At 67.9% G+C, this 24,182-nt stretch carries 28 protein-coding genes, 4 tRNA genes and 1 pseudogene; 18 read left to right on the top strand and 15 right to left on the bottom strand.

Translation table 11 applies throughout. The features are described 5' to 3' along the window. Positions 1-81: 81 nt before the first annotated feature. The 7 genes from B100_RS0103870 to B100_RS37185 all read right to left on the bottom strand — a co-directional run bounded on the left by B100_RS0103870 (position 82) and on the right by B100_RS37185 (position 3,020). Positions 82-399, bottom strand: a complete 318-nt coding sequence (locus tag B100_RS0103870; RefSeq protein WP_024883150.1) for a hypothetical protein — start codon at positions 397-399, stop codon at positions 82-84. After that, the gene (locus B100_RS35240; protein ID WP_078540706.1) at positions 396-749 is read right to left on the bottom strand and encodes an RRQRL motif-containing zinc-binding protein; all 354 of its coding nucleotides are present in this window, start codon (positions 747-749) and stop codon (positions 396-398) included. The genes B100_RS0103870 and B100_RS35240 overlap by 4 nt, the downstream gene beginning before the upstream one ends. Continuing rightward, on the bottom strand, positions 746-1,351 hold the full coding sequence (locus tag B100_RS0103875; protein WP_024883151.1) for a GGDEF domain-containing protein: 606 nt from the start codon (positions 1,349-1,351) through the stop codon (positions 746-748). Before B100_RS0103875 ends, B100_RS35240 begins: the two co-directional genes overlap by 4 nt. Then, positions 1,348-2,211 carry a hypothetical protein gene (locus tag B100_RS0103880; RefSeq protein ID WP_024883152.1) on the bottom strand — a complete coding sequence of 288 codons (864 nt, stop codon included), beginning with the start codon at positions 2,209-2,211 and terminating at the stop codon, positions 1,348-1,350. The genes B100_RS0103875 and B100_RS0103880 overlap by 4 nt, the downstream gene beginning before the upstream one ends. After that, the gene (locus B100_RS0103885; RefSeq protein WP_024883153.1) at positions 2,208-2,489 is read right to left on the bottom strand and encodes a DUF6303 family protein; all 282 of its coding nucleotides are present in this window, start codon (positions 2,487-2,489) and stop codon (positions 2,208-2,210) included. Before B100_RS0103885 ends, B100_RS0103880 begins: the two co-directional genes overlap by 4 nt. After that, positions 2,486-2,755, bottom strand: a complete 270-nt coding sequence (locus tag B100_RS0103890) for a DUF6284 family protein (protein ID WP_024883154.1) — start codon at positions 2,753-2,755, stop codon at positions 2,486-2,488. The genes B100_RS0103885 and B100_RS0103890 overlap by 4 nt, the downstream gene beginning before the upstream one ends. Positions 2,756-2,846: 91 nt before the next feature. Continuing rightward, the gene (locus tag B100_RS37185; protein ID WP_167334650.1) at positions 2,847-3,020 is read right to left on the bottom strand and encodes a hypothetical protein; all 174 of its coding nucleotides are present in this window, start codon (positions 3,018-3,020) and stop codon (positions 2,847-2,849) included. Positions 3,021-3,706: 686 nt separating this feature from the next. Here B100_RS37185 and B100_RS0103900 point away from each other — a divergent pair. After that, positions 3,707-4,714: an NsdA family TPR-like regulatory protein gene (locus B100_RS0103900; RefSeq protein WP_024883155.1), complete on the top strand. Its 1,008-nt coding sequence runs from the start codon at positions 3,707-3,709 to the stop codon at positions 4,712-4,714. Here the strand turns inward: B100_RS0103900 and B100_RS33635 are convergent. The 3 genes from B100_RS33635 to B100_RS0103925 form a co-directional block, all read right to left on the bottom strand. Further along, the gene (locus B100_RS33635) at positions 4,698-5,486 is read right to left on the bottom strand and encodes an NUDIX domain-containing protein (RefSeq protein WP_078540707.1); all 789 of its coding nucleotides are present in this window, start codon (positions 5,484-5,486) and stop codon (positions 4,698-4,700) included. The two genes, B100_RS0103900 and B100_RS33635, sit on opposite strands and share 17 nt — an antisense overlap. 144 nt (positions 5,487-5,630) lie before the next feature. After that, a complete protein-coding gene (locus B100_RS35245; protein ID WP_158686700.1) occupies positions 5,631-7,778 on the bottom strand; it encodes a DEAD/DEAH box helicase in 2,148 nt (715 codons plus the stop codon). After that, positions 7,757-8,617: a Hachiman antiphage defense system protein HamA gene (locus tag B100_RS0103925; protein WP_037722444.1), complete on the bottom strand. Its 861-nt coding sequence runs from the start codon at positions 8,615-8,617 to the stop codon at positions 7,757-7,759. Before B100_RS0103925 ends, B100_RS35245 begins: the two co-directional genes overlap by 22 nt. 336 nt (positions 8,618-8,953) lie before the next feature. On the opposite strand from B100_RS0103925, the gene B100_RS36890 reads away from it, so the two are divergent. Beyond that, a tRNA-Tyr gene (locus tag B100_RS36890) sits at positions 8,954-9,044 on the top strand. Between the two features lie 118 nt (positions 9,045-9,162). On the opposite strand, the gene B100_RS0103930 is transcribed toward B100_RS36890, so the two are convergent. Further along, positions 9,163-9,699 carry a hypothetical protein gene (locus B100_RS0103930; protein WP_024883159.1) on the bottom strand — a complete coding sequence of 179 codons (537 nt, stop codon included), beginning with the start codon at positions 9,697-9,699 and terminating at the stop codon, positions 9,163-9,165. 119 nt (positions 9,700-9,818) lie between these two features. Here B100_RS0103930 and B100_RS35250 point away from each other — a divergent pair, with 119 nt between their 5' ends. Further along, complete coding sequence (locus tag B100_RS35250; protein ID WP_078540711.1) at positions 9,819-10,031, top strand: hypothetical protein; 213 nt, start codon at positions 9,819-9,821, stop codon at positions 10,029-10,031. A 30-nt stretch (positions 10,032-10,061) separates the two neighbouring features. Here B100_RS35250 and B100_RS0103935 read toward each other — a convergent pair whose 3' ends face one another. After that, positions 10,062-10,718 (bottom strand): NAD(P)H-binding protein, encoded by a 657-nt coding sequence (locus B100_RS0103935; RefSeq protein WP_024883160.1) that lies wholly within the window; start codon positions 10,716-10,718, stop codon positions 10,062-10,064. A 195-nt stretch (positions 10,719-10,913) separates the two neighbouring features. After that, positions 10,914-12,182, bottom strand: coding sequence for an amidohydrolase family protein (locus tag B100_RS0103940; protein WP_024883161.1), 1,269 nt, complete (start codon positions 12,180-12,182; stop codon positions 10,914-10,916). A gap of 206 nt (positions 12,183-12,388) precedes the next feature. On the opposite strand from B100_RS0103940, the gene B100_RS0103945 reads away from it, so the two are divergent. The 7 genes and pseudogenes from B100_RS0103945 (at position 12,389) to B100_RS0103970 (ending at position 15,726) form a co-directional block, all read left to right on the top strand. Further along, positions 12,389-12,461 (top strand) — tRNA-Thr (locus B100_RS0103945). 46 nt (positions 12,462-12,507) lie between these two features. After that, positions 12,508-12,580, top strand: a tRNA-Met gene (locus tag B100_RS0103950). Between the two features lie 88 nt (positions 12,581-12,668). Next, positions 12,669-12,833: a 50S ribosomal protein L33 gene (rpmG, locus tag B100_RS35255; protein WP_003948671.1), complete on the top strand. Its 165-nt coding sequence runs from the start codon at positions 12,669-12,671 to the stop codon at positions 12,831-12,833. A 120-nt stretch (positions 12,834-12,953) separates the two neighbouring features. Beyond that, the gene (locus B100_RS0103955; RefSeq protein WP_024883162.1) at positions 12,954-13,406 is read left to right on the top strand and encodes a MaoC family dehydratase N-terminal domain-containing protein; all 453 of its coding nucleotides are present in this window, start codon (positions 12,954-12,956) and stop codon (positions 13,404-13,406) included. An 8-nt stretch (positions 13,407-13,414) separates the two neighbouring features. Then, complete coding sequence (locus B100_RS0103960) at positions 13,415-13,843, top strand: MaoC family dehydratase (protein WP_024883163.1); 429 nt, start codon at positions 13,415-13,417, stop codon at positions 13,841-13,843. Between the two features lie 36 nt (positions 13,844-13,879). After that, positions 13,880-14,953, top strand: a pseudogene (locus B100_RS0103965) (UDP-N-acetylmuramate dehydrogenase); the annotation flags it as partial. Positions 14,954-15,018: 65 nt separating this feature from the next. Next, positions 15,019-15,726 carry a hypothetical protein gene (locus tag B100_RS0103970; RefSeq protein WP_024883165.1) on the top strand — a complete coding sequence of 236 codons (708 nt, stop codon included), beginning with the start codon at positions 15,019-15,021 and terminating at the stop codon, positions 15,724-15,726. On the opposite strand, the gene B100_RS0103975 is transcribed toward B100_RS0103970, so the two are convergent. Beyond that, complete coding sequence (locus B100_RS0103975) at positions 15,671-16,711, bottom strand: adenosine deaminase (RefSeq protein ID WP_024883166.1); 1,041 nt, start codon at positions 16,709-16,711, stop codon at positions 15,671-15,673. The two genes, B100_RS0103970 and B100_RS0103975, sit on opposite strands and share 56 nt — an antisense overlap. A gap of 126 nt (positions 16,712-16,837) precedes the next feature. Continuing rightward, positions 16,838-18,064 carry a pyridoxal phosphate-dependent aminotransferase gene (locus B100_RS0103980; RefSeq protein ID WP_024883167.1) on the bottom strand — a complete coding sequence of 409 codons (1,227 nt, stop codon included), beginning with the start codon at positions 18,062-18,064 and terminating at the stop codon, positions 16,838-16,840. 283 nt (positions 18,065-18,347) lie between these two features. Here B100_RS0103980 and B100_RS0103985 point away from each other — a divergent pair. The 8 genes from B100_RS0103985 to rplL all read left to right on the top strand — a co-directional run bounded on the left by B100_RS0103985 (position 18,348) and on the right by rplL (position 23,642). After that, positions 18,348-18,420 (top strand) — tRNA-Trp (locus B100_RS0103985). Between the two features lie 108 nt (positions 18,421-18,528). Beyond that, positions 18,529-18,810 (top strand): preprotein translocase subunit SecE, encoded by a 282-nt coding sequence (secE, locus tag B100_RS0103990; protein WP_024883168.1) that lies wholly within the window; start codon positions 18,529-18,531, stop codon positions 18,808-18,810. Between the two features lie 80 nt (positions 18,811-18,890). Next, complete coding sequence (nusG, locus tag B100_RS0103995) at positions 18,891-19,733, top strand: transcription termination/antitermination protein NusG (RefSeq protein WP_024883169.1); 843 nt, start codon at positions 18,891-18,893, stop codon at positions 19,731-19,733. Between the two features lie 177 nt (positions 19,734-19,910). Then, positions 19,911-20,345 (top strand): 50S ribosomal protein L11, encoded by a 435-nt coding sequence (gene rplK, locus B100_RS0104000; RefSeq protein WP_024883170.1) that lies wholly within the window; start codon positions 19,911-19,913, stop codon positions 20,343-20,345. Between the two features lie 81 nt (positions 20,346-20,426). Then, positions 20,427-21,152, top strand: a complete 726-nt coding sequence (gene rplA, locus B100_RS0104005; protein WP_024883171.1) for a 50S ribosomal protein L1 — start codon at positions 20,427-20,429, stop codon at positions 21,150-21,152. A gap of 168 nt (positions 21,153-21,320) precedes the next feature. Continuing rightward, the gene (locus B100_RS0104010) at positions 21,321-22,262 is read left to right on the top strand and encodes an SCO4651 family lipoprotein (RefSeq protein ID WP_024883172.1); all 942 of its coding nucleotides are present in this window, start codon (positions 21,321-21,323) and stop codon (positions 22,260-22,262) included. Between the two features lie 348 nt (positions 22,263-22,610). Further along, a complete protein-coding gene (gene rplJ, locus B100_RS0104015) occupies positions 22,611-23,141 on the top strand; it encodes a 50S ribosomal protein L10 (RefSeq protein ID WP_024883173.1) in 531 nt (176 codons plus the stop codon). Between the two features lie 114 nt (positions 23,142-23,255). After that, a complete protein-coding gene (gene rplL / locus B100_RS0104020) occupies positions 23,256-23,642 on the top strand; it encodes a 50S ribosomal protein L7/L12 (RefSeq protein ID WP_024883174.1) in 387 nt (128 codons plus the stop codon). Positions 23,643-24,182: the final 540 nt, after the last annotated feature.

Raw genomic sequence — 24,182 nt, forward strand, 5'->3', positions numbered from 1 at the left:
GTCGCGGGGCGGTTGCGAGGGAGAGCCGGGGTGGCCGGGTCCGTGGAAAGAGCGGCCACCCCGGCGTGCGGGGTTGGCTGGTCACCACCAGCCGGAGGACTTCTTGGCGGCCTTGGCGCGGGCGGCCTCGGTGATGAGCCGCTGCCGCTCGCCGTGCAGCGCGTTCAGCTCCGCCGTGAGCCGCATCTCAGCCGCGCTGGTGGTGGACTCGATCTGCTGCTCCGCACGGCCGGTGGAACGGCCACGGGCGAGGCGGTAGGTGCCACTCGCGGCGGCGCGAGCCATCGCCCGGCGCTCACGGCTTGACAGCGGCCACAACTCACCACGCCGCACCGCTTCCAGCTTCTTGCTGGTGTGCCTGATCTCGCGGTCCAGACGGCGAATGTCGGCGTTGCTCACGGGGTGCTCCCTTCCGGCCCCTCGTGGGGGCTCGGGTAGGCGCAGGGCACGCAACAGCCCAGCGCTGCGGGGATGACGTATCCGGCATCACGCCGGCAGGAAGGACACGTACGACGTGCGCGGTTGGCCTTCTCCAGCGCCGCCCGCCGTGCCGGAGTCATCGGACGCACGGGCACGGCGAGGTCGACGCGGTACAGGTAGGCGACCAACGGGCCCCGCCGCCGGCGGGGCCGTTCGAGCTGCGCGGCCACGTCCTGGCCGCCGGGCCGCAACCCTTGGGCACGCAGCTGGCGACGGGTGGCCAGCCCATCGGGGGCGAGGCGCCACCGGTAGACGGGCAAGGTGCTCATGCCGTGCTGCGCCGCCCCGGCCGGCGCCCGGTCACGGAGGCGAGCAGCCGCCCGATCGTCGCCCGGCGAACGGAGGCAGGTGTGCGCTTGGCCGCGTACATGGCCTCATCCGCGCGCTTGAGCAGGGCGGACAGGTCCTCGTCGGGGTGGTCGGCCCGGCGCACCCAGCCCAGGGAGACGCTGGTGTGCACGCCGGGTGCAGCGTCGGTGGGGCGGGCGAGGATGCGGGCCAGGACGGCGAGTTGATCGGCAGCCGTGCCGTCGCGGTCGACCAGGACGGCGGCGAACTCGTCCCCGCCCAACCGGCCCACCACACCCGAGCGGCCCACCGCGTGAGCCAACCGGGAGGCCGTGGCAGCCAAGAGAGCGTCCCCGGCGGCGTGGCCGTGGGTGTCGTTGACCTGCTTGAACCGGTCCACGTCCGCCAGGACGACGACCGCGTGCGGGTTGCGCAGTAGTCGGCGTGCCTGGTGGGTGAAGGCGTCCCGTGTCCACAGGCCGGTGAGCGGGTCACGGCGGGCGGTTCGCAACCGGTGCAGCAGCCACACCGCGTGGGCGCCCCACGCGGCGGATAAGGCGGCGAGCAGGAGCAGGGTGGTCATGCGACCACCCGCTTCCACGCGGCCCGCAGCCGCATCTCGGACGCGGCGTGCCCGGCGGCGCGGAACCGGGCGGCCATCTCGCGGTAGGACAGGGCGGGCGTCTCGCTGGTGCGGATCTCGTCGACGATGACGTCCAGCGCCTCATCGGTGAGGGCCGGCACGGCCTCCAGCGAGCGGGCCGTGAGCGGCTCGGTCGGCCCCCACACGGGCAGCTCCCAGCGGGGCGTGACACCGGGCGTGACGCGGCTCGTCACGCTGGTCAGCGCCCTGCCGGTCTCCTCGCCCGCGCGGGCCGTCTCCAGCGTCGACCACGCCGAGGAGAGGGTCTGCGCGGTCCGTGCCTGTACGCGTGCGACGCGGGCCCCGGCCTCCGTCACGGCCGCCAGCCGGGTCTCCTCGGTCGCGGCTTCCGCCCGCAGTCGGGCGCGGGCCACGGCCGCTTCGTCGCGGGCCTCCTGCTGAATCCCGCGAATTGCATCCAGCGCGACGGGGGTGAGTGCGGTGCGTTCCCACAGGGAGTGCACCAGCCACAGGGCCTTGGCGGCGAGCGGGAGCCAGGAGACGGCCAGCCACGCCCCGGCGGAGTGCTCTGCCGTGAGGGCGTGGGCGACCAGGACGCCGGCGGCGAGGATTCCGAAGGACCAGCCGACGGCGGTCACGGCCCGGTTGTGGTCGCCCTGAGCGGCGAGGCGGCGTTCGTAGGCGAGGGTGGCCAGCCATCCCCCGTCGATACCGAGACCGACGACCAGGGCGACCGGCCACGGCACCGCCGTGCCCAGCCACATGACGACCACGGCGAGGGTGAGCACCATGGACACGGCCGTCATCGCGACGGCCGGCAGAACGGTCTTCGCCCTCATGCCGCACCCCCGTCCTGACCGCGCACCGCGACGGCCGCGATCAGCACCACCGCAGTGGAGTCGTCGTCGGGGTCCCGGCTGTCCTCAGTCCAGGACCACACCGCGCCCGGCGACACCTCGTAACCGAGGGCGGCCAGCGCCGCCCGGCGCTCCGCCCCGGTGGGCACCGGTCCCGTGCGCTCCCACCGGAAGGTGGGCCACTCGGTCTCGCCGTACAGCACGACGTACAGGCGCCAGGCGCTGCCGTCGCTCGACATCTGCGCGGTCAACGTCCTCACGCGGCACCCCCGGGGAGGCTCGCGTCGGCGCTGCGGTTGAGCAGGGCGACGCGGGCGGCCAGCGCGCGGCGGCGGGCCCGCCGGATGCGCCGGTTGTCCAGCTCGGTCGGCGTGCGGTCCAGCGTGGTGATGTGCGCGTCCAGCAGCTCGACGTCCGCCAGGATGACGGGCATCTCCTGCTCGATCGCGTCCAGTTCCGCGTTCGTCGGCTCCATGAAGTCGGCGAACGCGGTAACGGCGTCCTGAACAGTGACGATGGGGTTCATTGGGTCGTGTTTCCTCTCACGGTAGGACGGCCCGAAAGCGCCCCCGGAGCTGCAACTCCGGGGGCGCGCCGTTGTGGGATGGGGTCCGCTGTCAGCGGTGGAGGATCTTGCGGATCTCGACGTTGCGGCCGTAGCCGTCGCGCAGGCGGACGACCTTGAAGCAGCCGCCGCCCACGTCGGTGATGAGGTGCTTCTCGCCCTCGTAGTCGACGACCGTGCCGACCTGGTCGACGTAGATGTGCTTGGGGTTGGTGATCCGGCGCATGCCTGCCCCTCTCGGGTCACTGGGACGGGGTGGACGACCGGCCCGCCCGCGAGTAGCGAGCGGGGAACCGGCTCCCCTCAGCGCTGCACGTACGAGACGCGCAGCGGAGGCAACCGGCCGCAGCCGGTGAGCTGCGGAAAGGCTGAACGTGTGTGCTGTCTCCTCCGGGAACACGAGCTCCCGTTTCAGGCGTATGGAGACGCGACCTTTCGGTCTAAGCCCTCCCGAATGACAAGGGTCGGGTGCGCCCTCGGCCCGCTCTGTCCCGGGCCCCTTGGCGCTGCTTCGAATCACAGCGCCCGTCGATGCACACCACGGGCCGGACACGAGGTCCGCTAACTGGTGCGCACCAGTAGATTGCATCTGGTGCGCACCAGAGTCAAGTTAGTTCGCCATTTCGAGTGGCGTTCGCTCCCTGCGGTGCCTCTCCAGGGGACCGCTCAGAGCAGGGCTGCCGGTAGCCAACAGGGCTTAACATCGGGCCAGTTAAGCCCTGTTGACCTGCGGCAACGTGCGGCATGCTGAGAGCGCCAGTGAAGGCTTCAACCGTCGGACGGTGATCTGTGAGCGCAGGACTTCGAAGCGCACGGACGGCGCGCGGCTGGTCCCAAGAGCGACTGGTTCGCGAGATAGAGCAGTACGCCCGGCGGAACGTCACGGACGTCGCCTCAACCGCGAGCCTGCGTGTGTACGTGTCGGAGTGGGAGAACGGGAAGCGCACGCTCTCGGACCGGTACGCAGGGATTCTGCGGAAGCTCCTCGGCGTCACTGACGCGGAGCTGAGGGGCGCTGTACCGGCGCCGGTGGCCGCTTCGGTCGACGGCTACGACGAACTGCTCAGCCGGATCGACGCGGCAGGCAGTGTCGGTGAGTCCATGGTGCAGGCGTTCAACGACCAGACAGAGTTACTCCGCACCATGGACAGGCAGAGGGGCGCGGCTGGTCTGGTCGACCAGATGACAGGGCACCTTGCCGCACTGGAAGACGCGCTCAACTTCGCCGTGCTGCCGTCCGCCCGCCGACCTGTTGCCCTGGCCCTCGCGGGTGCGTCGACCCTCGCGGCGTGGCAGGCCATCGACTCAGGCGCGGTCGAGCGGGCATGGCGGCACTATGAGCTCGCGAAGCGAGCGGCGCGTGACGCGGAGGCTCCGATGTACCTCGCCCACGCTATGGCGGAACAGGCTTACGTGCTCTGTGAGGCCGGTCGACCTGCCCTCGGGGTCGACCTCGTACGGGACGCGCGCCGCACCGTTGGCCAGTCGGGTTCAGCCCGCTTGCGGGCGTGGCTTCACGCGGCCGAAGCGGAGATGTGCGCATACGCCGGCATGCCGGACGACTCCCGACGGGCGCTTGATGCGGCCCTGGCCACCATCCCGGCCGGACCGGAAGACAGGGACCCGGACATGCTGAGCATCTTCCTGAACGGCACCCACCTTGCCCGGTGGCAAGGCAACGTGCTCGCCGTGCTCGGTGACAGCGACGCGGTCACGAGTCTGTACGGAGCGCTGGAAGCCATGGACCCGTCGTTCGTCCGGGCGCGCGCTGGACTGCATACGGACTTGGCGCACGCACATCTGACGCGAGCCGAGTACGACGACGCTCACACTCATCTGCGGCAGGCCCGGCTACTGGCGGGCCGCACCGGTTCGGTGCGGCAGCGCCGTCGTGTCGACATGCTCAGCGCGCGGCTGTGATGCCCTGCGCGCGCCTGTTGGCCATGATGTGCAGCAAGGCAACGAGGGTGCCGGACCCCATTAGCTCACCGCGGGCCATAAGCCCCGGAATGTCGGCGAGAGGAACCCACTCGATGTGGCCGGCTTCCTCCTGGTCGGTCGGTTCACCGACTCTTTCCGCCCCGTGGCCGACGAAGATTTCGTGGGGCGAGTCGACCATGCCGACCATGGGCTGATAGCTCACGACGTGTTCCAGCGCCTTCGGACGCCACCCGGTCTCCTCGACCACTTCACGTAGCGCCGTGTCCACCGGTTCCTCGCCAGCGTCAACGATGCCGCCCGGAAGCTCCCATCCGTACTGCTGGGGCACAAAGCGGTACCGCCACATCATGAGTACGCGGTCCTGGTCGTCCAGAACAGCGGTGACGGCCACGTGGTGCAGCTTTACCACGTGGTGCTCAAATGGCTTCATGCCGGGCGGCTGCACATTCCAGAGCTGAAGCTGAACCCATTGGTTGTCATAGATGTCGCGCTTCCCATGGATGCGCCACGGCCTTATACCCTCGGGACGCTTGACGCTCAACGCACCTGGCACTCGATATGAGCTACGGCCTCTTACCTCAAGTGCACCTTCGGTGACGAGGCGGGCGAGTACCTGCCGCAGGGCTGTACGACCGATGTCGAGTTCCTCAACAAGCATGCGCTCCGAAGGAAGCTTGTCACCGGGGGCGTACTCGCCAGCCGCGAGCCGCTTCCGCAGCGTCTCGTAGACCTTTGTCGTCTTTGGTCCCATTCGCGGAGCACTCTCCGTTCTCCTGTGGTGCGTACCAGGGTAGCGGGTGAGAGTAACGTACGGCTTTGAGCCTCATCGCAGCCGTATCACGAAAGGACTGGGAACAGCGAACATTCAGTCGCAGTCAGAGACCCGTGCGGCGATTCATAGAAAATCGCTGAAGGCTCGATATAGATCACTCTCGAACTCGTCGAGGCCGTCCACCCGAACATAGGTGAGCGTTTCCAGAAGGTGATCGATACTTTCAAAATTCGATTGTCGGTTGGCCAGGATTTTCATTACTAGTTGAGACGGCAACCCGTACTCCTCGGCATCCGTCACGAAACGAGGCATGAAGAGGCTCTTCACTGAGGCTGCATAGGCAGAGTAATCGCATTCCTCGAAGCCTGCCTCAGTCAAAATAGGGTTAACGATGCTTTGGACGACCATGAGAAGCCGCGGAAAGGTGAACTCTGGCCAGTAGCGAATGAATTCGAGAACGTTCTCGACAGCCTCGTCAGGTGTAGGAGTTTCACTGTTCCTGGCCAACTCTTGCTCGACCAGCTCTCTGATATCTCCTCCTGCTCCGCGGAGAACATTGATCCGATACGCAAGCTGCTCGGGAGATGAGACGCCGTTGTTCCTGCCGCGCAAGGGGATCAGGAATTTGGTAATAAGCCGACAGCACGTAACCAGATTCTCGTATCGAGGCCACTGGCGCCAGGAAAGCTTGTCACCGATTAGGTGCACAGTCCTACGAACTTCTTTAGCGAGGTCGATCTGGCTTTGCGGATCAATGCCCGTATTAGTGCGCAGCGTCTCAAAGGGTACATCGCTCTGTTGTCGATACCTTTCGACCTGCTCTGAGGTCGACGGACGCACATAGTCCTCATCGACTTGAATTAGGAGGCTATCCGGAGTTCCGCTCCCTTGCGTATACAGCGGTACATCAACCGTCGGAAGGTCTTCCTCCGGGGGGGCTTTGAAAAGATACACGTTCCCCACGAAGTGTTGCATCATCCTGCCTGAGCGGCCCTTGATGTTGGAGAAAGTGAAGAAATCCAACTTCTTTCGGCTCAACTGATGATCGAAAATTACAACATTCTTGGCCGAGGTGTTTACTCCCTCGATGAGAGTTGATGTGCAGATCAGGAAGTCGAGCTTACCTTCGTTGAAGGCAGTTACTTGGTACTGAGCGAGGGCACGGGGAATCTTCCCGTGGTGGATGCCGATTCGCTGAGGTAGAGCCTGGCAAAGTAGCCAATCAGGATGGTAATTCTCGCCGATCCAGTCGGCAGCAGGCTGGAGCTCGATAGACGGCTCGCCGATTCCCACTGAGAGGAAATGCCTCGCTACCTGTCGAGCACGGAGTGGTGAGCGACAATAGATAAGGGTCGGCCCCGAGAGCTCCTCGCAGAGGTTCGAAAGAGCGTTGAACTCCTCACCGCGAGGTGGGGTCGGCAGCAGCTTTACGTCGCTCACAACGGTGGAAAAACTCGTTGAGATGAAACTGGCCGTGAAGTCTCGGGGTAAGGTGCCAGCTAAGGAGTGGATATTCGGTCCTGCCAGGTAGAAGTTCGCCCCTGTTTGCATCAGTCTTTGGAGTGCGTGATTAAGCAGGATACCTCTATCGACATCGCCTCTGCTTATGTCAAGTTTATAGAATTCGTCAATCATGAAGAGGTCGAGAGCTGGCAATTCCGGGAGATCGAGAACTCGCTCTTGGGTCATGACGAGCAGGTTCCGTTCACCCAACTCTTGACTTGGGTGTGTGATGATGCGGTAGAGGTCCCTGAACTTGGAAAGCCGCTTGCGTGTTTCGTCGATTAGGGCAAGCGTAGGAAGAACCACGGCGATGTTCTCGAACTTGTTGGATGCAATAAGCGCGTCGAGCACCAAGCTCTTGCCGAAACTCGTCGGAGCGCTCAAAATCACGTTTTCGCGAGACATTAGGCGCCTATACACTTTCGCCTGGATCTCGTGGAATACGACGTCGCCGTACTCGTAATCTAGAGGACGGTGAGCCTCGTAGGCGATTAGGTCTGGTAGTGATAGATTCGAAGGGGTTATGTAAGGGAACAGCCCCGCAGTCCTGAGTAGGCTATCCACGGCCTCTGAGTAGTCCGCGAAAGAACGTTGAGTCTGCCGCAATTCTAGGATGCGCAGCAGTAGTTCGCGGGCGGTAGCCTGGTGCTCCTCGTCCTGGATCAACTGTGAGATCAGTTTCAGGATGTCGAACTGATTGCCTTCAAGTTGACCGCCAGTGATCAACTCCCTAGCCGCCGGCACAGTCAGGCTGTTGCTTGCTGCCAACTCATCAGCCTTTCATGTAGGGCCTTAATCAGTGCTGCCTTGAAATGCAGGGGGACCAGAATCAGGCGGATTCTCACTCTGGGGGGCAGGCCTGATGCGACGAACTTGTCCCATCCCTTACGTACTTCTGCTTCGAAAGCAGCCCGGTACTGCTGGGCAGTGACGCTTGGGCTTTCGTTGGGGTTCCTCCTTAGTTGGGTCACGCGATCGTCCACCGCTCTACTGTCATATGTGAGCAAGACTGGGATGGTGATATTGTCGAAAATTTCATCGAGGCTGACGTCTTCATGAAGCATGCGTTGAAGAGTTGGCGCATGCTTCCAGGCCTTATCAACCTTACCTTCGATCGCCATGAATTCATGACGCAAATAGTCAGCGTCCAGGTGGTCGTGTAGCTCTTGCCTAACGTCTCTAATTGCTCGGGTGAGCTCGTTATAAAACTTCACCTCCCCGAGCCATAGCTCTAGAGCATCACCTTGCTCCACAATATGCACAGCGTCGAAACCCTTGACGGTGTCATTGCTAGCGTCTTTGAAGTAAATCTTACTAACGGCCACCTGTGTGCGGAATACCTCACGCAGCACTACGTGCAGGAGTAGTTCACCGAACTCGCCCCGGCTGGTGTACTTCTCGGACGTGTAGATTTTTCGTACGGCTCGCCCAATCATCTCCATACCGGTCTCGGAGTCGAACTCCTGCCGCTCGGAGTGAGATAGTGCGAAATCAATGATGTCTTTAAAGAGTCGCCGAGCGAATTGCTGGGCGCGCCATTCACCAGATTCGAAGCCGGCGCAGATGCCCGAGAGGGTTGGAGTGATGGAGGTGTCATCGACGATCACCTCAAGAAACGGTTGCTGTGTCGCCAACCTTTACCCCCCCGGGTGCGCCGCTCACTCATGTGCGTGCAGGCTCCCCCCCTAGAAGCCCCTGCACGCACATGATGCCTGCTGCCGTGATGCCTTGTCATCAAGCGAACCAAAAACCACCGGGCGATGCCTTTGGCCTAAGGTTTACTGATGGTCAGGGTGGTGTGTTTGGCCCATGAGTAGCGCGAGGTGGAAGGACGGGAGTTCTGGCGGCGGTCGGCAACAGGTGCGCAGGGTCTAGGGTCGGCGCCCACCCACACGGCACCGCCTCAGGTAGTTGGTGGGGCAGATGTGGGGCGCGGGGGGTGAGGCGAGGTGCTCTTGCTGGTAGATGCCTGCACCAGCGCAGACTGTAAATCTGCCGGCTCAGCCTTCCCAGGTTCGAATCCTGGCGCCGCCACACGACCGAAAGGGTCTGTGACCAGCAGCAATGCTGATCACAGACCCTTTCTTCGTTTCCACCGCCGCATCCGGCGCCCTATGTGTGCCGAAGTGCCGTTGGCCGCGGTGGGTGGCCGTCAGAGGGTGCCGGAGCCGGCCATCGCTATGGCCTCGGTCGTCGCCCGCCGCAGCGCACGCTGCGTGAGCCAGCTGTTCTTCCCGCCGGTCAGGCAGGACACGGCGCGGCCCACCCATTCCGGGTCGCCGAGGAGGTGCGGCTTCCCCTCGTCGACGAGCTGCCACAGCAGACTCTCCAGCCGGAGGGCATCCACCGCCCGGTACGGCCGCGCGTGCTGGTCGAAGCGGAACTGATGGTCCTCGTACGGGTGGCGCAGCGTCATGTGCAGCCAGCCTCCGGCGCGCCCGGCAACCATCCCCTTGAACGTGTACGTTCCCCTGCTGTTCGTGGCCCAGGAGTGCGTGCCCCAGGTGAGCCGGATGCCGGTCATGATCCTCGACCACGGGACCAACCGTCCCTGGGATGCCGGCTCGTGCTGGTGGAGCCCGTCCGGGCGGAACTCCACCCAGTGGGTGTCCGGGCGGGTGGCGTCACCCACTGACCAACGCCCGCCGACCAGTTCCAACGGTCCCAACTGCGTACCGTCCGCCTCCATACGGGGCATTGAACCACGCGGTCGCGGACACGTGCGGCCGTGCCGGAGGCCCGCCTGTACGGGAAGTCTGGACGGGAAGTGACGCACCGGTGGGACGGGGCGCGGGGCACACTGGGGGCATGTCGTCCCGTCGTCGTCCGTGCCCCGAGTGCCGTCGCGAGATCGCCGTCGTCGCCGGACGGTACGCGCGGCACGATCCGCCCGGCGCCCGCGGCAGCGGCGAGCTGACCTCCTGCCCCGGGTCGCGCCGACTTGCCCTGCCCGGGCCCGAACAGCCGTCGCTGGACGGGTACGTGGTGCCGGAGTTCCCCGGGCAGATGCCACTCTTCTGACGCCCGCGCCCCGCGCCCCGCGCCCGCGCCTCAGTTGCCGGCGACCGACTTCACGGCCACCGACGCCGGGGCGGAGCCGCTGATCAGCTCCAGGGTGAGGCCCGCCGTCGCGGGCGTGTCCACCAGTTCCGCCAATACGGTGGCCACGTCGTCCCGGGGGATCGGTCCGCGGCCCGTGCGGGCCTCCAGACGCACCAGCCCGGTGCCCGGCTCGTCGGTGAGCTGACCGGGCCTCAGGACCGTCGCGTCCAGGGCGTCCAGGCCGAGCACGTACGCGTCGGCCTCGCCCTTGGCGCGCAGGTACACGTCGAAGACCTCGTCGCCCTGATGCTTCGCGTCCGCGCCCATGGACGACACGATCACGAAGCGGCGTACGCCCGCGCGGACGGCCGCGTCGGCGAACAGGACCGCCGCCGCCCGGTCCACGGTGTCCTTGCGGCCCACGCCGCTGCCCGGACCGGCACCCGCCGCGAACACGGCGGCATCCGCGCCCTCCAGGTGCCGCGCGACCTCCTCCACCGACGACGACTCCAGGTCGAGCACGATCGGCTCGGCGCCCAGTTCCCGCAGATCGTCCGCCTGTTCGGGTTTGCGGATGATGCCCGCCGCCTCGTCCCCACGCGCGACGAGCAGACGCTCCAGCCGCAACGCGATCTGACCATGACCACCAGCGATGACAATGCGCATGTCTTCGACCGTACGCCGCGGCAGGCTCGTTCGCCGCGCGACTCAGCGACACCCCCGCGTCAACGACACGCCCGCGCCGCCACGCCGGCACCCTCCCGCCACGCTCGGCACGCTCCCGCCACGCCGGCCCCCTCCCGCCCACGCCGGCACCCTCCCGCCACGCTGGCACCCTCCCGCCACGCCGGCCCCTCCCCGCTACGCCGGCCCCCGCCCCTGCCGGGGCAGCCCGGGCCCCGTGCCGGAGGCCGCCGAGTCGCAGTACTCGCGCACCGCGCTCGTCCGGGCGACCACCCGGCCGCCGTGCACCACGACACGGCTGTACGCCAGGGACAGCGCGACCGGGAGGCCGGCGCCGCGGACCGCCAGCAGGTCGGCCGGGAAACCCGCCTCCACGCGCACCTCCGGCAGGCCCATGGCAGCCCGCGCCGCCGTGCTCACGGCCGCGTACGCGTCCTCGGGGGACAGGCCCTGGCAGGAGGCCAGCAGGTACGCCGCCTCCAGCGGGTCCCCCCGGCCCACCGGGTTCGAGACGTCCCGCAGGGCGCCGCTCCCGGCCGCCACCCGCACCCCCGCCGAACGCAGCAGCCGCACCGGCGCGGCACCCCGGACCCCGGCCGCGCCGCAGCCGCCCTGGGGCAGGCACACCACCGTCACGCCGGCCGCCGCGAGCCGGTCCGCCGTGCGGGCGGCCAGATCGGCGGGCAGGACGGAGAGGGCCCCGCACGGTCCGAGCGTCACCCCGGGCCGCAGACCGCCCGCCATCGCCGCGAAGCGGGCCAGCCGGGCCGGGTCGGCCGCGTCGGTGTGCAGGTCGACGGGACAGCCGTGCTCGGACGCGACCTCCAGCACCGCCTCCACATAGCCCGCCGGGTCGGGGTCGAGGTCCGGGCAGCCGCCGACCACGGAGGCGCCCATCTTCACCGCGTCCCGCAGCACCGCCAGCCCGTCCGCGCCGGCCACCCCGGTGAGCACCCGGGGCATCGCCACCGTGGTCAGCTCGGCCAGCCCCCGCAGCGAACGCCCCGTCCGCAGCACGGCTTTCAGCGCGCCCAGTCCCGCCATGTCCCCCACCCGCACATGCGCGCGCAGCGCCGTCGCCCCGTGCCCGAGCTGGAGCAGCGCCGCCTCGGTCGCCCGGCGCTGGACGTCCTGCGGGTCGTCGGAGACGGGCCCCGGCTCGTCGGCGGACAGGGCGGTGTCCGCGTGGGCGTGCGGCTCGGCGGGGGCCGGAAGGAGGAGGTAGCCGGTGAGGTCGAGCCGGGGCACGCTCGCGCGCGTGGCGTCCGGGGCGAGGCTGCCGGCCGTACCGACGGCCTCGATGCGTCCGCCGCCCAGCCGTACGTCCACGGTCCGGCCGTCGGTGAGACGGGCACCGCACAGCAGCAGCGGGGCCGGGTCGCCCGGGGACGAACCGGAGGGCGAGGACCACGGGTGGGACGGTGGCTGCGGCCGGTTGTCGGGCATCGCGCTCCTGGGACTCGGGCTGCGCACGAGGACGCACGTCACGCTGAGACAAGATCACGCAGAGTGAGTCGAGCCTAGGATGACCGCCCGCCACGCGCCGGGAGGAGCGCAATAGTCGTACCGGCGTGGTCTCCGCCGGGAGGGGGACAGGCACCCGAAACGGATTTGGGCGATCGGCGGCGGACCGTGTAATGTCTTCATCGCTCGCCCCAATAGCTCAGTCGGCAGAGCGTCTCCATGGTAAGGAGAAGGTCAACGGTTCGATTCCGTTTTGGGGCTCTGGTGTGTGAGGTTCCCGCCGTGAGGCGGGGCCCGATCGCATCAAAGCGGTGTAGCTCAGTCGGTAGAGCAAGCGGCTCATAATCGCTGTGTCACCGGTTCAAGTCCGGTCACCGCTACAGACAGTAGCCGATTGCGGGGTCGGTCCTTCGATCGGCTACTCTTCTTGCGTTAATCAAGTCCATCCGTTCGTCAAGGAGCACTCACGTGGCTGCCACCGACGTCCGCCCGAAGATCACGCTGGCCTGCGTGGAGTGCAAGGAGCGGAACTACATCACCAAGAAGAACCGGCGTAACAACCCGGATCGTCTTGAGATGAAGAAGCACTGCCCGCGTTGCAATGCGCACACCGCGCATCGCGAAACGCGATAAAAACAGGCTCGTACACGAGGCCGTCCCCCCACTCGGGGGGCGGCCTCGTGTCGTTTCACCACCGACATCACACACCGTGAGACACGTCGGTCCTGAACCGACACAGGAGGTGCCGCGCGCATGGCGCTCGACCAGTCCTTCGTGGGGCGGACGTACCCGCCCACCGAGCCCTACGAGGTGGGCCGGGAGAAGATCCGCGAGTTCGCCGAGGCAGTGGGGGACGCCAACCCGGCGTACACGGACGCGGAGGCCGCCAAGGCGCTCGGCCACCCCGATGTGATCGCCCCGCCGACCTTTGTGTTCGCCATCACGTTCAAGGCCGCGGGGCAGGTCGTCGCCGACCCGCAGCTCGGCCTCGACTACAGCCGGGTGGTGCACGGCGACCAGCGGTTCACCTACAACCGGCCGGTGCGCGCCGGTGACCGGCTCAGCGTCACGTCGACCATCGAGACGATCCGGACGATGGCCGGCAACGACATACTGGACATCCGCGGCGAGGTGCACGACCAGGACGGCGCACACGTCGTGACCGCCTGGACCAAGCTGGTGGCCCGCGCGGCCGAGGAGGCGTGAATCACACCATGACGGCGAAGATCTCCTACGCCGACGTCGAGGTCGGCACCGAGCTGCCCCCGCGGACGTTCCCCGTGACACGCGCCACTCTCGTCCAGTACGCGGGCGCCTCCGGCGACTTCAACCCCATCCACTGGAGCGAGCGGTTCGCCAAGGAGGTGGGCCTCCCGGACGTCATCGCGCACGGCATGTTCACCATGGCCGAGGCGATCCGGGTGGTGACCGACTGGGCCGGCGACCCGGGCGCGGTCGTCGAGTACGGCGTCCGCTTCACCCGCCCGGTCGTGGTGCCCGACGACGACAAGGGCGCCCTCATCGAGGTCGGCGGCAAGGTCGCCGCCAAGCTCGACGACAACACCGTGCGGGTGGACCTCGTCGCGACCAGCGCCGGCCAGAAGGTCCTGGGCGCCTCCCGGGCGGTCGTCCGGCTAGCCTGAACCGGACCGGACGGCGGGGGAGCGGGGGCGGCGGCGTCTCGTAGTCTTGAGCCCGTGCAGGAACTCCACGACGCCCCTCTCGCCCCGCTGACCACCTTCCGGCTGGGCGGCCCCGCGACCCGGCTGGTCACCGCGACCACCGACGACGAGGTGATCGCCGCCGTCCGCGAGGCCGACGCCGCCGGCACCCCGCTGCTGGTCATCGGCGGCGGCTCCAACCTGGTCATCGGCGACAAGGGCTTCGACGGCACCGCGCTCGTCGTCGCCACCAAGGGCGTCACCCTCGACGGCACCGACATCGAACTGGCGGCCGGAGAAGTGTGGACCGACGCCGTCGCGGCCACCGTCGAGGCCGGGCTGGCAGGCGTCGAGTGCCTGGCCGGCATCCCCGGCTCGGCGGGCGCCACCCCCATCCAGAACGTCGGGGCGTACGGCCAGGAGGTCTCCTCCACGATCACCGAGGTGATCGCCTACGACCGGCGCTCCGGCGGGACCGTCACGCTCTCCAACGAGGAGTGCGCCTTCTCCTACCGGCACAGCCGCTTCAAGGCCGACCCCGAGCGGTACGTCGTCCTGCGCGTCCGCTTCCGGCTGGAGGATGCCGGGGGACGGTCCGGCCCGGTCAAGTACGCCGAGACCGCCCGCGTGCTCGGCGTCGCGCCCGGCGAACGGGTCCCCCTGGCCACCGCCCGCGACACGGTGCTGAAGCTCCGCGCGGGCAAGGGCATGGTGCTGGACGCCGAGGACCACGACACCTGGTCGGCCGGGTCCTTCTTCACCAACCCGATCCTCGACGACGAGACGTTCGCCGCATTCCGTACGCGTGTGCGGGAGCGGTTGGGGGACGGCGTGGAGCCGCCCGCCTACCCGGCCGGTGAGGGGCGTACCAAGACCTCCGCGGCCTGGCTGATCGACAAGGCCGGCTTCACCAAGGGGTACGGCAGCGGTCCCGCCCGCATCTCCACCAAGCACACCCTGGCCCTCACCAACCGCGGCGAGGCCACCACGGAGGATCTGCTGGCACTGGCCCGCGAGGTCGTGGCGGGCGTCCGCGACGCCTTCGGGATCACCCTGGTGAACGAGCCCGTCATGGTCGGCGTCGGGCTGTAGCTCCGCGAATTCCCGTTGCCGTGCGGCTCACCCGCCCGTGATCATGGGCCGGTGAGGCTCCCTGCATGCAGCTGAGACTGCTCCAGCACCGCCCCCGCACCGGGCCGCACGAACACCGTGTCGTGCAGCCGCGCCCGCCGCTGCGCCATACGTCGCTGTTCGCCCCCGAGCCCATCGGCATGCTCCTCGGCGACCACGACGGACTCAACCGCCTCGCCGGCCTGTTCTCCTTCGCCGCGTACTCCCGCCACACCCTCGTCCACGTGCCGCTGCGCGACGCGGTCCCGCCCGACGAGGGCATGGGACAGCGCGTGGACCTGGTCCTGGCCCACCACTCCTACGGACTGCGCCCGAGCGCGTGGCCGCGCCTGCGCCGCGCCCTCGGTCCAGGAACGCCCCTGACCGTGCGGACCGACGAGGCGCGCACCGACCGTGACGCCGCCGCCTGGCGTGAGCGCGCCGCGCGTCCCGGCAGCCGTGACGAGCTGCGGCACGCCCTGCACGCCCGCACGTTCTTCCTCTTCGGCAGCCGGGACGTCTTCGCCGAGGCGGCCATGTCCTTCGCCTACGCGGCCGGCTGGGGACCGCGCCAGAAGCACGTCACGAAGGGACGGCTGGCGATGGTGTCGAGCCTGCTCGGCCTCGTCCAGCAGCCGGGCGGAGGACACCCGCACGAGGTCCTGATCTGCTACAAGCCGTATCCGCCCTACGCCCACTTCACCCGACCGGGGCGGTCAGCCAGGCGTCGACGCCCGACAGCAGCTTCTCCTTGACGTCCTCCGGAGCCGCCGAGCCCCGGACGGACTGCCGGGCCAGCTCGGCGAGCTCCGCGTCCGTGAAGGCGTGGTACCGGCGGGCGATCTCGTACTGCGCCGCCAGCCGGGAGCCGAACAGCAGCGGGTCGTCCGCGCCCAGCGCCATCGGCACGCCCGCCTCGAACAGCGTGCGCAGGGGGACGTCCGCCAGCTTGTCGTAGACGCCGAGGGCGACGTTCGACGCGGGGCACACCTCACAGGTCACGCCCCGGTCCGCGAGCCGCTTCATCAGCCGCGGATCGTCCGCCGCCCGCACGCCGTGGCCGATCCGGTGCGCGTCCAGGTCGTCCAGGCAGTCGCGGACCGACGTCGGCCCCGCCAGCTCGCCGCCGTGCGGGGCCGACAGCAGCCCGCCCTCCCGCGCGATGGCGAACGCCCGGTCGAAGTCGCGGGCCATCCCGCGCCGCTCGTCGTTGGAGAGCCCGAAGCCGACGATCCCCCGGTCGGCGTAACGCACCGCGAGGCGGGCCAGCGTGCGGGCGTCCAGGGGGTGCTTCATCCGATTGGCGGCCACCAGCACCCGCATTCCGAGCCCGGTGTCGCGGACCGCCGTGTCCACCGCGTCGAGGATGACCTCCAGCGCCGGGATCAGCCCACCCAGCCGCGGCGCGTACGACGTCGGGTCGACCTGGATCTCCAGCCAGCCGGAGCCGTCCCGCAGGTCCTCCTCGGCGGCCTCCCGCACCAGCCGCTGGATGTCCTCGGGCGCTCTGATGCACGAGCGTGCCGCGTCGTACAGGCGCTGGAAGCGGAACCATCCGCGCTCGTCCGTGGCCCGCAGTCTGGGCGGCTCCCCGCCGGTCAGGGCGTCGGTCAGGGCCTCGGGCAGACGCACCCCGTACTTGTCGGCCAGCTCCAGCAGGGTGCTCGGCCGCATGGACCCGGTGAAGTGCAGATGCAGGTGGGCCTTCGGCAGCTCAGAGACATCACGTACACGCTCCATTCGCCGATCCTGCCTGACGTTCCGGCCGTGCCGGTAGCGCTTTCGCCGTTCGTGGTCTTGCTCGCACACATGAACGGGGGCACCCGGAAGGAATCCGGGCGCCCCCGATGCGGAAGGGACGGGGCCTCAGTCCCGCGCCTCCGCGAGCAGCTTCTGGATCCGGCTCACGCCCTCGACGAGGTCCTCGTCGCCCAGCGCGTACGACAGCCGCAGGTAGCCCGGCGTGCCGAACGCCTCACCCGGGACCACCGCGACCTCGGCCTCCTCCAGGATGAGCGCCGCGAGCTCGACGGAGTTCTGCGGACGCTTGCCCCGGATCTCCTTGCCGATCAGCGCCTTCACCGACGGGTAGGCGTAGAACGCGCCCTCGGGCTCGGGGCAGACCACGCCGTCGATCTCGTTGAGCATCCGCACGATGGTCTTCCGGCGCCGGTCGAACGCCTCGCGCATCGCCGCCACCGCGTCCAGGTCGCCGGAGACGGCGGCGAGAGCGGCGGCCTGGGCGACGTTCGACACGTTCGACGTGGCGTGAGACTGCAGGTTCGTCGCGGCCTTCACCACGTCCTTCGGGCCGATGACCCAGCCGACCCGCCAGCCGGTCATCGCGTACGTCTTGGCGACGCCGTTGACCACGACGCACTTGTCACGCAGCTCGGGCAGGAGCGCCGGCAGGGACACGGAGACGGCGTCGCCGTACACCAGGTGCTCGTAGATCTCGTCGGTGAGCACCCACAGGCCGTGCTCGACGGCCCACCTGCCGATGGCCTCGGTCTCGGCCTCGCCGTAGACCGCGCCGGTCGGGTTCGACGGGGAGACGAACAGGACGACCTTCGTCTTCTCGGTGCGGGCCGCCTCCAGCTGCTCCACGCTCACGCGGTAGCCGGTGGTCTCGTCGGCGACGACCTCGACCGGGACACCGCCCGCGAGCCGGATCGACTCGGGGTACGTCGTCCAGTACGGCGCCGGGACGATGACCTCGTCGCCCGGGTCGAGAATCGCGGCGAAGGCCTCGTAGATGGCCTGCTTGCCGCCGTTGGTGACCAGGATCTGGGACGGGTCGACCTCGTAGCCGGAGTCGCGCAGCGTCTTGGCGGCGATCGCGTTCTTCAGCTCGGGCAGGCCGCCGGCCGGCGTGTACCGGTGGAACCTCGGGTTCTTGCAGGCCTCGATCGCGGCCTCGACGATGTAGTCCGGCGTCGGGAAGTCGGGCTCACCGGCGCCGAAGCCGATCACCGGTCGTCCGGCGGCCTTGAGGGCCTTGGCCTTGGCGTCCACGGCGAGGGTGGCGGACTCGGAGATCGCGCCGACTCGGGCGGAGACCCGGCGCTCGGTGGGAGGGGTTGCAGCGCTCATGCGCCCATCGTTCCAGACACGAAACACAGTCGGCACAGCGGTTTCACGGACTGAACAACACCGGGCAAACCGCTGAACACCAGTCCGAGCTGCGCGTCCGCCAACCGCGTGGCCAGGACGATCTTCGGCCGTCGTGCGGCCGGTGCGGCCCCTCGCAGGCACTTTCTGTTCGACGCCCGGCCCAGGAACACGTACACTCTCACCTCGTTGGCCTTCAGCGGTCCGCGCTCAGCCGGTGCACACCAAGCATCCGGTCGGATGCGGTACGTTGGGGGACGCACAAAGGGTCGTAGCTCAATTGGTAGAGCACTGGTCTCCAAAACCAGCGGTTGGGGGTTCAAGTCCCTCCGGCCCTGCTACACACACCTTCGCCAGGATGTGTGCGCATGTACGTACAGCAATGCACCGCCGTGCGGCTCAGACCGGGCGCGGCACGGCCACGACCCGGAATCAGGTGAGGACGAGTGACGGACGCCGTGGGCTCCATCGACATGCCTGATGCCCAGGACGCGGCAGACTCCAAGAAGCCCCGCAAGGGCGGCAAGCGGGCCAAGAAGGGCCCCCTGAAGCGCCTTGCGCTCTTCTACCGCCAGATCGTCGCGGAGCTCCGCAAGGTTGTCTGGCCCACCCGCAACCAGCTGACGTCGTACACGATCGCGGTGATCGTCTTCGTAGTCCTGATGATCGGCCTGATCACTCTGATCGACTATGGCCTCAGTCACGCCGCCAAGTACGTCTTCGGCTGACCCCCGAGCGAAGAGCGCCGAGGTACCCGGCGCTCCTTTCGCATGTTCCACCCCTATGTATCCAGGAAGAAGCAGCCACCGTGTCTGACCCGAACGTGAACGACGCCGTCGAGCCTTACGGCGAAGGGGCCGAGTCCGCCGAGGACGCGCTCGCCGCCGTCGAGGCCGCGGACGTCGAGGACACCGAGGCCCCCGCAGAGGCCGAGGCTGCCGACACCACCGACGGCGAGGCCGTCGAGGGTGAGACCGACGAGGACGAGTCCGCCGAAGCCGCGGAAGCGGCCGAGGAGGAGCCCGAGGACGACCGCGACCCGGTCGAGAAGCTCCGCGAGGAGCTGCGGTCCCTGCCCGGCGAGTGGTACGTCATCCACACCTACGCGGGCTACGAGAACCGCGTGAAGACCAACCTCGAGCAGCGCGCCGTCTCGCTGAACGTCGAGGACTACATCTTCCAGGCCGAGGTGCCGCAGGAAGAGGTCGTCCAGATCAAGAACGGCGACCGCAAGACGATCAAGCAGAACAAGCTCCCGGGCTACGTCCTGGTCCGCATGGACCTGACGAACGAGTCCTGGGGTGTCGTGCGCAACACTCCCGGTGTCACCGGCTTCGTGGGCAACGCCTACGACCCGTACCCGCTGACGCTGGACGAGATCGTCAAGATGCTTGCCCCGGAGGCCGAGGAGAAGGCCGCCCGCGAGGCCGCCGAGGCCGAGGGCAAGCCGGCGCCGCAGCGCAAGGTCGAGGTCCAGGTGCTGGACTTCGAGGTCGGCGACTCGGTCACCGTCACCGACGGCCCGTTCGCCACGCTCCAGGCGACCATCAACGAGATCAACCCCGACTCCAAGAAGGTCAAGGGTCTGGTGGAGATCTTCGGCCGCGAGACGCCGGTCGAGCTCTCCTTCGACCAGATCCAGAAGAACTAGCCCTTCTGGACCGGCTGTTGAACAGCTTCCGCGCAGGTCAGGCGAACGCTCGCGCGTTTGTCTGACCTGCGCGGTTTTTGGCCGCGCATCCATACCCGTTATCGTTGTGCGGTATGCCTGCGTCCTGGTTGTCGCCAGGACGCCGGCAGGACCCGAATCGAAAGGACCCGGAGAGCCATGCCTCCCAAGAAGAAGAAGGTCACGGGGCTCATCAAGCTCCAGATCCAGGCCGGTGCCGCGAACCCGGCCCCGCCGGTCGGCCCCGCGCTGGGCCAGCACGGCGTCAACATCATGGAGTTCTGCAAGGCCTACAACGCCGCGACCGAGTCGCAGCGCGGTTGGGTCATCCCGGTGGAGATCACGGTCTACGAGGACCGCTCCTTCACCTTCATCACCAAGACCCCGCCGGCCGCGAAGATGATCCTCAAGGCCGCGGGCGTGGAGAAGGGCTCCGGCGAGCCGCACAAGACCAAGGTCGCGAAGATCACCGCCGACCAGGTCCGTGAGATCGCCACGACCAAGATGCCCGACCTCAACGCCAACGACCTGGACGCCGCGTCGAAGATCATCGCCGGCACCGCCCGTTCCATGGGCATCACGGTCGAGGGCTGACCTCCACCCCCGTAAGCCAAGCAGTAGTGGCAGGGCCGGCTCGGCCCGGACCACAACTCCTCGAACGCACAGGAGCTTTCAGTGAGCAAGCGCAGCAAGTCTCTCCGCGCTGCGGACGCCAAGATCGACCGGGAGAAGCAGTACGCCCCGCTCGAGGCCGTCCGTCTCGCCAAGGAGACGTCCACGACCAAGTTCGACGGCACCGTCGAGGTCGCCTTCCGTCTGGGTGTCGACCCGCGCAAGGCCGACCAGATGGTCCGTGGCACCGTGAACCTCCCGCACGGCACCGGTAAGACCGCCCGGGTCCTGGTCTTCGCGACCGGTGACCGTGCCGAGGCCGCACGCGCCGCGGGCGCCGACATCGTCGGCGCCGACGAGCTGATCGACGAGGTGTCGAAGGGTCGTCTGGACTTCGACGCCGTCGTCGCCACCCCGGACCTCATGGGCAAGGTCGGCCGCCTCGGCCGCGTGCTCGGTCCCCGTGGTCTGATGCCGAACCCGAAGACCGGCACCGTGACCCCGGACGTCACCAAGGCCGTCAACGACATCAAGGGCGGCAAGATCGAGTTCCGTGTCGACAAGCACGCGAACCTGCACTTCATCATCGGCAAGACGTCGTTCGACGACACCAAGCTGGTGGAGAACTACGGCGCGGCCCTGGAGGAGATCCTCCGTCTGAAGCCGTCCGCCGCCAAGGGTCGCTACATCAAGAAGGCCGCGCTCAGCACCACGATGGGCCCCGGCATTCCGCTCGACCCGAACCGCACCCGCAACCTCCTCGTCGAGGAGGACCCGGCCTCCGTCTGAGCCGGGTGAGCCGGCCGACGGGCCGGTGTGCGCACGCATCGAAAAACCCGTCCCCACGCCCAACTCGGGCGGGGGGGCGGGTTTTTCCGTACGCCTGTGTCGGTGCGGTGGGTTACCGTGCACAGGAATCACACACGAAGTACGGCGAAACATCAGGGGTGGGTATTCATGGCCATGGCCGCATGGAAGCGCGCGGGTGTCTGTCTGACGGCCGCAGCGGTCGTCGTGGGCCTCGCGGGGTGCCAGGACGGTGACGGGGGCGGGAGCAAGAAGGCCGCGGGCTCGTCCGGCTCCAAGGCGCAGACGCAGAACGAGGCGACGGAGGTCCTCCAGGCGGCCTTCAAGAAGACCTCCGAGGCGAAGTCCTCGAAGGTCCGGATGACGATGACCATGCCGGCCGGGCTGGACGGCGGCGGCACCATGGAGATGTCCGGGGTCCAGGGGTGGGACCCGGCGGTCATGGACGTCACGATGAAGGGCTCCGCTCTCGCCGCGGGCGCCCCGGACGGGCCCCAGCAGGTCCGCATGATCATGCTGGACGGCGCCATGTACATGGACATGGGTGCCGAGCAGGCCGCCCAGATGGACGGCAAGCGCTGGATGAAGATGGACTTCAAGGCCCTCGCCGACGCGACCGGCGACCCGGAGGTCCAGAAGCAGATGACCGGCGGCCTGGAGAACATGAACCAGGACCCGGCGCAGCAGCTCGCCCTGCTGCTGGGCTCGCCCAGCCTGAAGCACGTGGGCCCGGCCAAGGTCGACGGCGTCGAGACGCAGCACTACAAGGGCACGCTGACCGTCGAGGAGATGCTCGACACCAACAAGGCGCTCGACGGGATGTTCACCAAGGCCGAGCGCGAGCAGCTCGTCACCAACATGAAGAAGACGGGCCTGAAGGGCTACGACACCGAGGTCTGGGTCAACGAGGACAACTACCCGGCCAAGATGGTCGTCGGCATGACCATGGCCGAGGGCACGATGAAGATGACCGCCCACTACTCCGACTACGGCGCCAAGGCCGAGGTCAAGGCGCCGGCCGCGGGCGAGACCTTCGACTTCATGGAGCTGATGAAGGAGCTGGAGTCGCTGGGCGCGGGGGCGGCCTCGTAGTCCCCCGAACCGGCCTGTGAGCCGTCGGCTCCCGGCGTCCAGAAGTGCGCCGGGAGCCCCCGATCGGCCGATTTGCCTCACGCCGATCCGTTCACGTACTCTTCCACCGAAGCCAAAGACCGCTGGTCGTTGCCGTGCGCTCGTACGAGGGCGCGGTGGCCGAAGGATCCGCTGAACTGCGGACGACCCGCGCAGGTGACATTGGATGAGTTCCCGGGAGACCGCCCCGCAAGGCGCGGAGAACCGGTTGAGCTTCGCCCCGTGCGCCTGCGCCCGGGGCGTTTCGTTTTCCCCAGTCCTCCTTCGGGTCCGCGCGGTCCGAATCACCCGGAAGGAGGCCGAGGCTCTATGGCGAGGCCCGACAAGGCTGCCGCGGTTGCCGAGCTGACGGACAAGTTCCGCAGCTCCAACGCCGCCGTGCTGACCGAGTACCGCGGTCTCACCGTGGCGCAGCTCAAGACGCTGCGTCGTTCGCTCGGTGAGAACGCCCAGTACGCCGTGGTGAAGAACACGCTGACCAAGATTGCGGCCAACGAGGCCGGGATCACGCTCGACGACCAGCTCTTCGCTGGCCCGACGGCGGTCGCCTTCGTCACCGGTGACCCGGTGGAGTCGGCGAAGGGTCTTCGTGACTTCGCCAAGGAAAACCCGAATCTCGTCATCAAGGGCGGTGTCCTTGACGGCAAGGCGATGTCCGCCGACGAGATCAAGAAGCTTGCGGACCTCGAGTCCCGCGAGGTTCTGCTCTCCAAGCTGGCCGGTGCCTTCAAGGCGAAGCAGTCCCAGGCTGCCTCCGTCTTCCAGGCGCTGCCCTCGAAGCTCGTCCGCACCGTGGACGCGCTCCGTGCCAAGCAGGACGAGCAGGGCGGTGCCGAGTAATTCGGCTCGCTTTCCGATCCTCGCCGCCTGAGGTGAGGGTCGACGCGGGCCTGACGTACGCCCGCCTCACCCCGTACATCCGGCACCTGCCGATTTAGTGGAAGGACCGCCATCATGGCGAAGCTCAGCCAGGAAGACCTGCTCGCGCAGTTCGAGGAGATGACCCTCATCGAGCTCTCCGAGTTCGTGAAGGCCTTCGAGGAGAAGTTCGACGTCACCGCCGCCGCCGCCGCGCCGGTCGTCGTTGCCGGCCAGGGCGGCGGCGCTGCCGCCGAGGCCCCCGAGGAGAAGGACGAGTTCGACGTCGTCCTCACCGGTGCCGGCGACAAGAAGATCCAGGTCATCAAGGTCGTGCGTGAGCTGACCTCCCTGGGTCTGAAGGAGGCCAAGGACCTCGTGGACGGCACCCCGAAGCCGGTCCTGGAGAAGGTCAACAAGGAGGCCGCGGAGAAGGCTGCCGAGTCCCTCAAGGCCGCCGGCGCCTCCGTCGAGGTCAAGTAACACCTTCCGGGTCCGACAGGATCCGTCACGCGTCCCACGGGGCGTGTAACGCTCAAGCGCCGAGGAGCGATCATCCATCCGGGTGGTCGCTCTTCGGCGTTCCGGGGGGTCGGCGGCGACTGCCTTGCACCCGGGACGGCGGGGGGTATGGTGATCTTCGTTGTGCCTCCGAGGGGCCGCGGAGATGAGCCGGACGGCGGCGGTTCGAACAAGGGGGGCCCTTGACGAACCGCACGCAGCGCGCAATTCTCAGGACGCGTCGTCACAAGGATCCGAATCCGAGGCATGGATCGACGGCAAAGAGGGCAGTATCACGGTGCGTTGAGGGCAGCGCCTTGCCGCAGGAGTTGAGTACAACGAGGGCCTCCAACCGGTCTCGTACACCGCACTGGACATCAGTGTGCCAAGTGGCTACACTGTCCCTTTGCGCTGCCTGTTAGCTGTCCCCTGCCCGTCACCAGGGGCATGCCCTCACTCGAGCACGGACGACCGGATCCTTTCCGACCTGGAATGTCCGTCCCCGCGCCCAGTGGGGGGCCG

The sequence above is a fragment of the Streptomyces sp. CNH189 genome (assembly GCF_000527195.1).

Coding starts and splice junctions, on each gene's coding strand:
- B100_RS35240 (WP_078540706.1), bottom strand. CDS start 749: ATGAGCACCTTGCCCGTCTACCGGTGGCGCCTCGCCCCCGATGGGCTG.
- B100_RS0103875 (WP_024883151.1), bottom strand. CDS start 1,351: ATGACCACCCTGCTCCTGCTCGCCGCCTTATCCGCCGCGTGGGGCGCC.
- B100_RS0103880 (WP_024883152.1), bottom strand. CDS start 2,211: ATGAGGGCGAAGACCGTTCTGCCGGCCGTCGCGATGACGGCCGTGTCC.
- B100_RS0103890 (WP_024883154.1), bottom strand. CDS start 2,755: ATGAACCCCATCGTCACTGTTCAGGACGCCGTTACCGCGTTCGCCGAC.
- B100_RS37185 (WP_167334650.1), bottom strand. CDS start 3,020: ATGCGCCGGATCACCAACCCCAAGCACATCTACGTCGACCAGGTCGGC.
- B100_RS33635 (WP_078540707.1), bottom strand. CDS start 5,486: ATGGGACCAAAGACGACAAAGGTCTACGAGACGCTGCGGAAGCGGCTC.
- B100_RS0103930 (WP_024883159.1), bottom strand. CDS start 9,699: ATGGAGGCGGACGGTACGCAGTTGGGACCGTTGGAACTGGTCGGCGGG.
- B100_RS35250 (WP_078540711.1), top strand. CDS start 9,819: ATGTCGTCCCGTCGTCGTCCGTGCCCCGAGTGCCGTCGCGAGATCGCC.
- B100_RS0103935 (WP_024883160.1), bottom strand. CDS start 10,718: ATGCGCATTGTCATCGCTGGTGGTCATGGTCAGATCGCGTTGCGGCTG.
- B100_RS0103940 (WP_024883161.1), bottom strand. CDS start 12,182: ATGCCCGACAACCGGCCGCAGCCACCGTCCCACCCGTGGTCCTCGCCC.
- B100_RS0103955 (WP_024883162.1), top strand. CDS start 12,954: ATGGCGCTCGACCAGTCCTTCGTGGGGCGGACGTACCCGCCCACCGAG.
- B100_RS0103960 (WP_024883163.1), top strand. CDS start 13,415: ATGACGGCGAAGATCTCCTACGCCGACGTCGAGGTCGGCACCGAGCTG.
- B100_RS0103970 (WP_024883165.1), top strand. CDS start 15,019: ATGCAGCTGAGACTGCTCCAGCACCGCCCCCGCACCGGGCCGCACGAA.
- B100_RS0103975 (WP_024883166.1), bottom strand. CDS start 16,711: ATGGAGCGTGTACGTGATGTCTCTGAGCTGCCGAAGGCCCACCTGCAT.
- B100_RS0103980 (WP_024883167.1), bottom strand. CDS start 18,064: ATGAGCGCTGCAACCCCTCCCACCGAGCGCCGGGTCTCCGCCCGAGTC.
- rplK (WP_024883170.1), top strand. CDS start 19,911: ATGCCTCCCAAGAAGAAGAAGGTCACGGGGCTCATCAAGCTCCAGATC.
- B100_RS0104010 (WP_024883172.1), top strand. CDS start 21,321: ATGGCCATGGCCGCATGGAAGCGCGCGGGTGTCTGTCTGACGGCCGCA.
- rplJ (WP_024883173.1), top strand. CDS start 22,611: ATGGCGAGGCCCGACAAGGCTGCCGCGGTTGCCGAGCTGACGGACAAG.
- rplL (WP_024883174.1), top strand. CDS start 23,256: ATGGCGAAGCTCAGCCAGGAAGACCTGCTCGCGCAGTTCGAGGAGATG.